This is a genomic window from Mesorhizobium sp. B2-7-1 (assembly GCF_006440735.1).
Classification (GTDB): domain Bacteria; phylum Pseudomonadota; class Alphaproteobacteria; order Rhizobiales; family Rhizobiaceae; genus Mesorhizobium.
Map to the genome: position 1 here is coordinate 80,764 of NZ_VFUA01000015.1, position 8,765 is coordinate 89,528.

Sequence of the window (8,765 nt, forward strand, 5' to 3'; positions counted from 1 at the left end):
CCATGAAGATTCTGCCGCTTGCCATATGCCTCGCCGTCCTTGCCGGGGTGCCGCTCACGCGAGCATCGGCCTCGGAGCCGGTCAACATGGAGCCTGAGCGGCAGGAACGCTGGAACCAGATCGCTCAGTATCTGTTCGGCGACCGCAAGGTCGAGCCGACCGAAACGCTGATCAAGCTCGACGCGCCCAAGCGCGCGCAGGATGCTGCGCTCGTACCGATCACGCTGACGATGCCGGAGAAGAACGGGATCAAGTCGGTCTATCTGGTCATCGACGACAACCCGGCACCTTTCGCGGCCAAATTCACCTTCGGTCCTGCGGCGGATGCCGGGTCGGTGCAGTTGCGCGTGAGGATCGATACCTACACGAATGTCCACGCCGTGGCCGAGACCAAGGACGGCAGGCTCTTCGAGACGGCCGCCTTCGTGAAGGCCTCCGGCGGCTGCTCGGCGCCGGTTGCGGCGAGCGACGAAAAGGCCATGGCGGGCATGGGCGAGATGCGGATGAAATTCGCCGAGGGCGCCGCGGCAGGCAAGCCGGTAGAGGCGACACTCATGATCCGTCATCCCAATTTCAACGGGATGCAGAAGAACCCGATAACACAATACTTCACGCCGCCACGCTACATTGACAAGATGTCGGTCTCCTCCGGCAATGCCAAGGTGTTCGACCTCGAAGCCGATATCTCGCTCTCCACCAATCCAGTCATCACTTTCTCCTTCGTCCAGAACGGGAGAGAGCCGCTGAAGGTCGTTGCTTCCGACACCAAGGATGGCCATTGGGAGCAGGGCTTCGACATTCCGGCTGCGATGAACTGATCGGGCCCGGCGATGCGTTCCATTGTTGAAATTGCCAGGATGGCGGCCATCGTTGCCGTGGTGGCGCTCCTCCCTAATATGACCCGCGCCGATCCGGTCGCCGAGCCCAGCGGTTTGTGGAGCGGGCCGATGCATGGCGAGACGCCGGCGACGCTCTCAGGCGCAAGGGTGCTCGACCTCGCCGCCCTCGAGGCGCTGATGGCCAGGAAGCCGATCCTTCTCGATGTCGGTCCGGCCGACAGGAAGCCGGACGATTTCCCCAAGGACGGGCTCTGGCTTCCAACCCACCGTTCAATGCCAGGGGCGGTGTGGATGCCGGGCGCCGGAGCGGCGTCTCTCGGGGATGGGCAGGAGAAGATATTCTATGGCCGCATCGAGGCACTGACGCAGAAAGACAAGGCAAGGCCGATCGTGACCTTCTGCCGCCCGCAATGCTGGGGCAGTTGGAACGTCGGCAAGCGGCTGGTGATGAAAGGCTACACCAATGTCGGCTGGTTTCCCGCCGGCATAGATGGCTGGCAGGAGAAGCACGAGACCGCTGTGGTCAAGCCGGAGGCCGGTTGGAGCGCAGCCGCGCCCAAATAAGAGGCGCAAATCCTGCCCGCCAGCTGGAGCGGGTAGCGGGAATCGAACCCGCGCGTTCAGCTTGGGAAGCTGACAGGCTACCATTACATCATACCCGCGCGAGCCCTCGTTACCATGATGGCGCCGCCTCAAGCAATCGGCAAAGCGAAGCCGGCGGCTCCATTGCTTGATGCCTTTCCGCGGAATGCGTATCTCTGGTATCGCGCTGCCGAATCGGGCGGCTCGAACCGGAGAATGGCCTTGTCCGCACTGACGCGCTTTCTTGGCGACACGCCGCTGAGGGTGCTCCTGAAGCTGCTCGTGGTCTCTTTCCTCGTCGGCCTCGTCATGCATGCCTTCGGCTGGTCGCCGATGGATGTCTTCTATGGCATCCGCCAGTTCTTCGTCGATTTGTGGAATCTCGGCTTCCATGCCATCGACCGCTTCCTGGGTTATATCCTGCTCGGCGCGGCGATCGTGGTGCCGGTGTTCATCCTGCTCAGGATCGCCAACTATAGGAAATAGCTCAGCCTGGCATCACGCATATCGGGAGGCGATCTCGAACAATATGGCGTGGCGTGCGGCCAGTGCCGGCACGTCGGTCGAGTAGCCGCCGCCGATGACGCCGCACAGCGGCACGCCGCGCTTGCGGAAATGGCCGATGACCATGTCTTCGCGGGCGCGGAGGCCGTCGTCGCTCAGCGCCAGCCGGCCCAGCCTGTCCTCGGCATGGACATCCACGCCCGCATTGTAGAAGACGGTGTCCCAGCGCCTTTGCCCGGACAATTCCGGCAGGATGGCGGCGAGCCGCTCGAGATAGGCGCCGTCGCCGGCGCCGTCCGGCAAGGCGACGTCGAGGTCGGAGGCGATCTTGCGCACCGGATAGTTGCGCTCGCCATGCATGGAAAAGGTGAAGACGCGGGGCTCGTCCTTCAGAATGTCGGCGGTGCCGTCGCCCTGATGCACGTCGAGATCGACGACCAAAACATTCTCGACGGCGCCTTCGGCCAGCAGCGCCAGCGCGGCGACGGCGACATCGTTGAAGGTGCAGAAGCCGGCGCCTTGCGCGCGCCGTGCATGATGGCTGCCGCCGGCCGCGTTGCAGGCAATGCCATGCTTCAGCGCCAGCCTGGCGGCCAGCACCGTGCCGGCGGTGGCGAGTTGCGCCCTGAGCGACACGCGCGGACCGACCGGAAAGCCGATCTCGCGCTCTATCTTCTCCGGCACCCGGCAGGCGATCACCTGGTCGACATAGTCGGCCGCATGCGCAAGCTTCAGCCGTGCGGCAGGTCCTGGTTCGGGCATAGAGAGCGCTCCGGGCATGGCCAGCCCGCGCGTATGCAAAGCCTCCATCAACAGCGGATATTTGCTCATCGGAAAGCGATGGTTGACGGCGAAGCCGGCGTCATAGTCGGGATGATGGACGATCTGCAGCGGCATGGATCGGAAGGCCTGCGCCAGCCTGGAGCAATTCCAGGAAAAGTGTGAAACGGCTTCCGCCCGGAATTGCGTAGGACCAGCAGAAAATTCGGTTGGCAGTCCGGCGGATGGTGGTTGCGTGAGGCCTGCAAACTGGGGCACATCGTGTCCTCGATCAAGCCGCAATCAGCCAGGCAGCAATGGACGCAACCCAAGCCAACGCCAGGTCCTTCGCCGTCACCAACCGCTCGGTGCTGGCGATTGCCGTGCCGATGACGCTTGCCTATCTGACGACGCCGCTGCTCGGCATCGTCGACACGGCGGTGGTCGGCCAGTTCGGCGACGCGGCCTTGCTTGGCGGCCTGGCGGCGGGATCGCTGGTCTTCGACGTCGTCTTCACCACGTTCAACTTCCTGCGCTCCGGCACCACCGGCCTCGTCGCCCAGGCGTTCGGTCGGGGCGATCCGTTGGAGGAACAGTCGGTGCTGTGGCGCGCCGTGCTGATCGCGGTCGTCGCGGGCGTCATGCTTGCAGCCCTTTCGCCGCTCTTCGCCGTCGCCGGCCAATGGTTCATGGGCGCCGAGCCGCGCGTCAGTGCGGCGATGTCGGTCTATATCCGCATCAGACTGCTCGCCGCGCCCTTCTCGCTGATCAACTACGCCATATTGGGCTACGTGCTGGGCCGCGGCGAGGGTGGGATCGGGCTGATGCTGCAGGCCGTGCTCAACGGCATCAACATCGTGCTCTGCTTCCTGCTCGGCCTCGAGCTCGGCTGGGGCGTTGCGGGCGTCGCCTGGGCGACCGTCACCGGCGAGTTCCTCGCCATGCTGCTCGGCTTGGCAATAGTGCTCAACCGCTTCCGCAAGCTGGAACGGCCGTCGCGCCGTCGCGTCCTCGACCTGCAGGCCTACCGGCGCATGCTGTCGCTCAACCGCGACATCATGATCCGTTCCTTCTCGCTGCTTGCCGCCTTCGCGCTGTTCACAAGGCAGGGCGCGCAGTTCGGCACGGTGACGCTCGCCGCCAACGCCGTGTTGATGAATTTCTTCCTCATCGCCGGCTATTTCCTCGACGGTTTCGCCACCGCCGCCGAGCAGCTGGCCGGCCGCGCCATCGGCGCGCATGCGCCGGCCCCGTTCCGGCAGGCCGTGCGGCTGACGTTGATCTGGGGCTTTGGCCTAGCCGGTATCGCCACGCTCATCCTGCTAACCGCCGGTGCGAAACTGGTCGCGCTTGTGACGACCTCGATGGATGTTCGCGCGGTCGCCGACACCTACCTGCCCTGGGCGGCCTTCACGGCGCTGAGCGGCGTGCTCGCCTTCCAGATGGATGGCGTCTTCATCGGCGCCACCTGGTCGCGCGACATGCGCAACATGATGCTGTTGTCGTTCCTCGCCTTCAGCGCCGCGCTCATCACCCTGGCGCCCGCCTTCGGCAACAACGGCCTGTGGGCATCGCTGCACGTCTTCCTGCTGGTGCGCGGAGTGAGCTTACTTGCGGTGCTGAGGCTCAGGCTACGCACGGCATTTTAGCGCTGGATACGTGCGTCTGAGGCGTTTCTCAACTCCAGAGGTCGGTCGAGAGGTATTTCAGCCCGGAGTCGCAAATCACGACAGCGATCGTCTTGCCTGATTGATCGCCCTTTAGCAAACGCAGCGCGGCGCCCACATTCGCCCCGGAGGAGAAGCCGCCGAAGATACCTTCGCTGCGCGCGAGCAACCGCGTCGCCTCGCGTGCCTCGTCGCCGGAAACCTGAAGATAGCCATCGACGGGCGTATTGTTCAGGAATGCCAGGTCCGGCACGGCGTAGCCGCCGCCTTGAATGGGGTGTTCGGGTCGGGTAACCGTCTCTCCCGCTGCTGCCGCGGCGCCCTGAGGCTCGACGATGAAGCACTTGACCAGGGGATTGCGTTCCTTGAGTGCCCTCGCCACCCCGGCATATGTGCCGCCCGAGCCGATGAAGTCGACGAATGCGTCGACCGCGCCACGGCTGGCGTCCCAGATTTCCGGTCCGGTCCCGTGATAATGCGCGAGCCAGTTCCCGTCGCGATGGAACTGGTCGGCGCGGTAGGCGCCTCGTTCCGCCGCCACCGCTTTGGCGGCCTGCTCGACGAGCGCCAGATCGCCACCCGAGACCTGCCCCGGCACCGACCCAGGCAACTGGTCCACGAGGATCACTTCCGCGCCGAGCGCCGTCATCATGCGGGCGCGCTCCTCGGAGTTGCCTTTCGACATCACCGCGACGAAAGGGTAACCCCTGACGGCGCAGATGATCGCGAGCCCCGTGCCCATGTTTCCGGAGGTAAGTTCGACCACCGTTTGCCCCGGTTTGATGGCGCCGGATCGTTCGGCTTCCTCGATTATTCCAAGCGCCGCACGGTCCTTCTTGGAAAAGCCCGGATTGAGATATTCCAGCTTGGCGAGGATTGCTCCGTCGACGCCTGCCTGCGCCGTCAGCCTGTCGAGCCGGACCAACGGCGTTCCGCCGATCGAGTCCACGACGGAGCTCAGAATCTCGGCCATCGTCTGTCCTCCTGATTCGGTGGGAACGCGTCAGAGCCGTTCGGACCAGCTTGCGCAGCCGGTGTCGCGCAGCTCTCCGATGGATTTGAGGCGCTCTCTCTCCGCGAAGCGCGCCATGCCGGCAACGATGCGCCCGGGCAGCGCCGGTCCGGCATAGATCATGCCGGTGTAGAGCTGGACGAGGTCGGCGCCGGCGCGGATTTTCTCCAGCGCCGCCTCGGTGGAGTCGATGCCGCCGACGCCAATGATGGCTATGTTCGGGCCGAGCAGCTTGCGCATCCTGGCGAGCACTGCCGTCGAGCGCTCGAACAGCGGCTTGCCCGAAAGGCCGCCAGCCTCGCTGGCCACGGTCGTGCTTCGCAATCCGGTCCGCGCAAGCGTCGTGTTGGAGACGATGACGCCGTCGATCTTTTTCTCGATGACCTCGGCCGCGATATCTTCCAGCTCCGCCTCGACGAGGTCCGGCGCGATCTTGAGGAAGACCGGCGGCTGCGCCGAAGCGGCCGTGCGCGCGGCCATCACCCGCGACAGCAATTCGCCGAGCTGCTCGCGCGCCTGCATGTTGCGCAGACCCGGCGTGTTGGGCGAGGATATGTTGACGGTCAGATAGCTCGCATAAGGCGCAAAGCGGGCGACGCCGCGCTCATAGTCGGCGATGCGGTCGGCGCTGTCCTTGTTGGCGCCGATGTTGACGCCGACGATGCCCGGTCGCCCCTTGCGCGCGGCAAGCCGCTTTTCCGCGGCCGCGTGGCCCTCATTGTTGAAGCCCAGCCGGTTGATCACCGCTTCGTCCGCCGTCAGCCGGAAGATGCGCGGCTTCGAATTGCCGGATTGCGGCAGCGGCGTGATGGTGCCGACCTCGGCAAAGCCGAAGCCAAGCCCGAGCAGCGCGTCCGGCACCTCCGCGTTTTTGTCGTAGCCGGCGGCCATGCCGAGCGGATTGGGGAATTCGAGGCCGCAAAGGTTGAGCTTCAGCCGCGCGTCATGCGTCGGCAGCCGCGCATCGCGCGGCGCCGTCGCGCCGACCGGCAGCCCGCAGCGCAAGGCCGCGATCGATAGGCCATGCGCGGTTTCCGGATCGAAGGAGAAAAGCAGCTTTTGGCCGATCCGGTCGAGCACGCTCATTCGCCCTCCAACGCCGGGAATTCGTGACCGTTGGCGCCGAGCGGCAGCGGCTTCGCCCACAGGACCGCATCGAGAGCGAGCGGGGCGTAGAGATGCGGGAACAGGGCGCCGCCGCGCGACACCTCGTATTTCAGCGCATCGCCTAGCTTCGCCCCGTCGATCGCGATCAGCAGCAGGTCCGTCTGCCCGGCGAAATGCTTGGCCGCCGTCTCGCGCGCTTGCGCGGCGGTGGAGAAATGGATGAAACCGTCGGCGATGTCGATCGGCGCGCCGGTGAAGCGCCCGCTCGTCTCGGCTTCGCGCCAAAGCGCCTCGGGGGCGATCTTGTAGATAATCTGAGACATTGTCGCGCTATAGTCCGAACCGAAGGTGCGGGGAAGGCGTGAAGCTCGACTCTTCCCCATTTCCGGCGCAAACCTGTGATAGCCCGCCTTCACTGGCTCATGGAGGACAATATGCGTCTGCAGCACATCCTGATCCCCGCGGCGCTTTGCTCGCTGGTTGCCGCTTCCGCCTATTCCGAAGAGACCGACCGCTACCGGCTGGAAAAGTCGGCCGACGGCTATGTCCGCATGGACACCCAGACCGGCGCCATGTCGATCTGCGAGGAACGCTCCGGCCAGCTCGTCTGCAAGATGGCCGCCGACGAGCGGGCCGCCTACCAGGACGAGATCGACCGGCTGGACAGTTCGGTCAAGGCGCTCGACGCGCGCGTCGCCAAGCTCGAGAATTCGCTCTCGGCCCGGCTGGAATCGCAACTGCCCAGCCAAGAGGATTTCAACAAGACGATGGGCTACATGGAGCAGTTCTTCCGGACCTTCAAGGACATCGTCAAGGACATGGACAAGGAAGACGGCGACGGCGGCGCCAAGTTGAACCAGAAGACCTGAACCGGCGCGCGATTTCAGAAAAAGTGCGCGGGGGTTTTCCGTCTGGAATTGCGCAAAACAAGAGCCGAACCGTTGGGGAAAACCTTTCGCGCGGCCTTTGCCGCTTGAAAACGCGCCACGCCGCCGCATAATCATTCCGGTCCCCGCAAGAAGCACACAATGATGATGGGATCGGGGGAGGAATATTTGCCGTCGGGCCACACCTTCGTCATTGCCGACGACCATCCGCTTTTTCGCGGCGCGCTGAAGGAGGCGCTGGCCGGCATCGGCGACGTTGCCGCCATCCACGAGGCCGGCGATTTCGAAAGCGCCAAGGCGCTGGTCCTGGCCAATGAAGAGATCGACATGGTGCTGCTCGACCTGTCGATGCCGGGCGCCAGCGGCCTCTCCGGCCTGATCTCGCTGCGCGGCATTCATCCGGCGGTGCCGCTGGTGGTGGTGTCGGCGCATGACGATCCCGTCACCATCCGCCGCGCGCTCGATCTCGGCGCCTCCGGCTTCATCTCCAAATCGGCGAGCATGGAAGAGATCCGTGGTGCCGTGCAGGCGGTGCTTGCCGGCGATATCGCAGCACCTTCCGGCATCGAGCTCGGCGTCGAGCGCGATCCGGAAATCTCCGACCTGATCAAGCGCTTGCAGGCGCTGACGCCGCAGCAGACGCGCGTGCTCGGCATGCTGGCCGAAGGCCTGCTCAACAAGCAGATCGCCTATGAGCTCGGCGTCTCCGAGGCGACCATCAAGGCGCATGTCTCTGCCGTCCTGCAGAAGCTCGGCGTCGACAGCCGCACCCAGGCGGTCATCCAGCTGTCGAGGATCGGCGGCGACCCGCTGCAGCCGGTCGGCTGACCATCCGGTTCAGTCCGGGCGCTGAACCGCCTCATGCCGTAGCGGTCGTGCCTTGAAGATGGCAAAGCCGATCGCCGCCATGATCCATACGCCGATGCCGCCATAGAGCATCACCCAGCCAAAGCCGTTTGCCAGCGCGTTCTGCGCGACCTTGTCCGGCAGCCCCGGTACCGGATTGCCGGCCGCGATGGCCTGGGCGAATTGATAAAGCCTTGCGCTGTCGCGATCGGGCAGCACGACTATCAGATGCGAGAGCACACCGCTCGCCAGGATGAAGCCCATCACCGCGATGTTCACGGCAAGCGAGACCATGCGCGCGCTCATGTCGATGCCGGACGCCATCCCGGCGCGGTTGCGCGAAACCGAGCCGGTGGTGGTATTGGTGACCGGCGTGTTGGTGATGCCGAGGCCGGCGCCCGCGATCAGGCATCCCGGCAGCATGGTCAGCCAGCTGGCATGAGCCGCCGCACTGCCCCACTTCATCAGGAAGAAGCCGATGCCGATGGTTGCAAGCCCCGCCGGGATGATGACGCCGGGCCGGTAGCGAAGCGATAGCCGCTCGGCCAAAGGCGGCATGACC

The 8,765-nt window shown here is 65.0% G+C and carries 10 protein-coding genes, 1 tRNA gene and 1 pseudogene; 6 read left to right on the forward strand and 6 right to left on the reverse strand.

Annotated features, from left to right (window positions below):
* Positions 1 to 2 precede the first annotated feature (2 nt).
* Complete coding sequence (locus FJ471_RS08900; protein ID WP_140802804.1) at positions 3 to 818, forward strand: quinoprotein dehydrogenase-associated SoxYZ-like carrier; 816 nt, start codon at positions 3 to 5, stop codon at positions 816 to 818.
* Positions 819 to 857: 39 nt separating this feature from the next.
* Complete coding sequence (locus FJ471_RS08905) at positions 858 to 1,403, forward strand: rhodanese-like domain-containing protein (RefSeq protein ID WP_246684656.1); 546 nt, start codon at positions 858 to 860, stop codon at positions 1,401 to 1,403.
* Positions 1,404 to 1,427: 24 nt separating this feature from the next.
* Here FJ471_RS08905 and FJ471_RS08910 read toward each other — a convergent pair.
* Positions 1,428 to 1,501, reverse strand: a tRNA-Gly gene (locus FJ471_RS08910).
* A 142-nt stretch (positions 1,502 to 1,643) separates the two neighbouring features.
* On the opposite strand from FJ471_RS08910, the gene FJ471_RS08915 reads away from it, so the two are divergent.
* Positions 1,644 to 1,907 (forward strand): DUF6460 domain-containing protein, encoded by a 264-nt coding sequence (locus FJ471_RS08915; RefSeq protein WP_140802805.1) that lies wholly within the window; start codon positions 1,644 to 1,646, stop codon positions 1,905 to 1,907.
* A 12-nt stretch (positions 1,908 to 1,919) separates the two neighbouring features.
* Here the strand turns inward: FJ471_RS08915 and FJ471_RS08920 are convergent, their stop codons facing one another.
* Positions 1,920 to 2,822: a histone deacetylase gene (locus FJ471_RS08920; RefSeq protein ID WP_140802806.1), complete on the reverse strand. Its 903-nt coding sequence runs from the start codon at positions 2,820 to 2,822 to the stop codon at positions 1,920 to 1,922.
* 179 nt (positions 2,823 to 3,001) lie between these two features.
* On the opposite strand from FJ471_RS08920, the gene FJ471_RS08925 reads away from it, so the two are divergent.
* On the forward strand, positions 3,002 to 4,333 hold the full coding sequence (locus FJ471_RS08925) for an MATE family efflux transporter (RefSeq protein WP_140802807.1): 1,332 nt from the start codon (positions 3,002 to 3,004) through the stop codon (positions 4,331 to 4,333).
* A gap of 28 nt (positions 4,334 to 4,361) precedes the next feature.
* Here FJ471_RS08925 and FJ471_RS08930 read toward each other — a convergent pair whose 3' ends face one another.
* Genes FJ471_RS08930 through FJ471_RS08940 form a run of 3 tightly spaced genes read right to left on the reverse strand, consistent with a single transcriptional unit; the run spans position 4,362 to position 6,793 of the window.
* Positions 4,362 to 5,324 carry a cysteine synthase family protein gene (locus FJ471_RS08930; RefSeq protein ID WP_140802808.1) on the reverse strand — a complete coding sequence of 321 codons (963 nt, stop codon included), beginning with the start codon at positions 5,322 to 5,324 and terminating at the stop codon, positions 4,362 to 4,364.
* A gap of 30 nt (positions 5,325 to 5,354) precedes the next feature.
* Entirely contained in the window at positions 5,355 to 6,449 is a 1,095-nt protein-coding gene (locus tag FJ471_RS08935) for a quinone-dependent dihydroorotate dehydrogenase (protein WP_140802809.1), read from the reverse strand.
* Positions 6,446 to 6,793: a DUF952 domain-containing protein gene (locus tag FJ471_RS08940; protein ID WP_181179260.1), complete on the reverse strand. Its 348-nt coding sequence runs from the start codon at positions 6,791 to 6,793 to the stop codon at positions 6,446 to 6,448. The genes FJ471_RS08935 and FJ471_RS08940 overlap by 4 nt, the downstream gene beginning before the upstream one ends.
* A gap of 111 nt (positions 6,794 to 6,904) precedes the next feature.
* Here FJ471_RS08940 and FJ471_RS08945 point away from each other — a divergent pair, with 111 nt between their 5' ends.
* Together FJ471_RS08945 and FJ471_RS08950 are read left to right on the forward strand one after the other, a co-directional pair.
* Complete coding sequence (locus FJ471_RS08945; RefSeq protein ID WP_140802811.1) at positions 6,905 to 7,339, forward strand: hypothetical protein; 435 nt, start codon at positions 6,905 to 6,907, stop codon at positions 7,337 to 7,339.
* A gap of 186 nt (positions 7,340 to 7,525) precedes the next feature.
* Positions 7,526 to 8,185, forward strand: a complete 660-nt coding sequence (locus FJ471_RS08950) for a response regulator transcription factor (RefSeq protein ID WP_140802819.1) — start codon at positions 7,526 to 7,528, stop codon at positions 8,183 to 8,185.
* Positions 8,186 to 8,194: 9 nt separating this feature from the next.
* Here FJ471_RS08950 and FJ471_RS08955 read toward each other — a convergent pair.
* A pseudogene (locus tag FJ471_RS08955) lies at positions 8,195 to 8,765 on the reverse strand (MFS transporter); the annotation flags it as partial.

Coding starts and splice junctions, on each gene's coding strand:
- FJ471_RS08900 (WP_140802804.1), top strand. CDS start 3: ATGAAGATTCTGCCGCTTGCCATATGCCTCGCCGTCCTTGCCGGGGTG.
- FJ471_RS08905 (WP_246684656.1), top strand. CDS start 858: ATGGCGGCCATCGTTGCCGTGGTGGCGCTCCTCCCTAATATGACCCGC.
- FJ471_RS08920 (WP_140802806.1), bottom strand. CDS start 2,822: ATGCCGCTGCAGATCGTCCATCATCCCGACTATGACGCCGGCTTCGCC.
- FJ471_RS08925 (WP_140802807.1), top strand. CDS start 3,002: ATGGACGCAACCCAAGCCAACGCCAGGTCCTTCGCCGTCACCAACCGC.
- FJ471_RS08930 (WP_140802808.1), bottom strand. CDS start 5,324: ATGGCCGAGATTCTGAGCTCCGTCGTGGACTCGATCGGCGGAACGCCG.
- FJ471_RS08935 (WP_140802809.1), bottom strand. CDS start 6,449: ATGAGCGTGCTCGACCGGATCGGCCAAAAGCTGCTTTTCTCCTTCGAT.
- FJ471_RS08940 (WP_181179260.1), bottom strand. CDS start 6,793: ATGTCTCAGATTATCTACAAGATCGCCCCCGAGGCGCTTTGGCGCGAA.
- FJ471_RS08945 (WP_140802811.1), top strand. CDS start 6,905: ATGCGTCTGCAGCACATCCTGATCCCCGCGGCGCTTTGCTCGCTGGTT.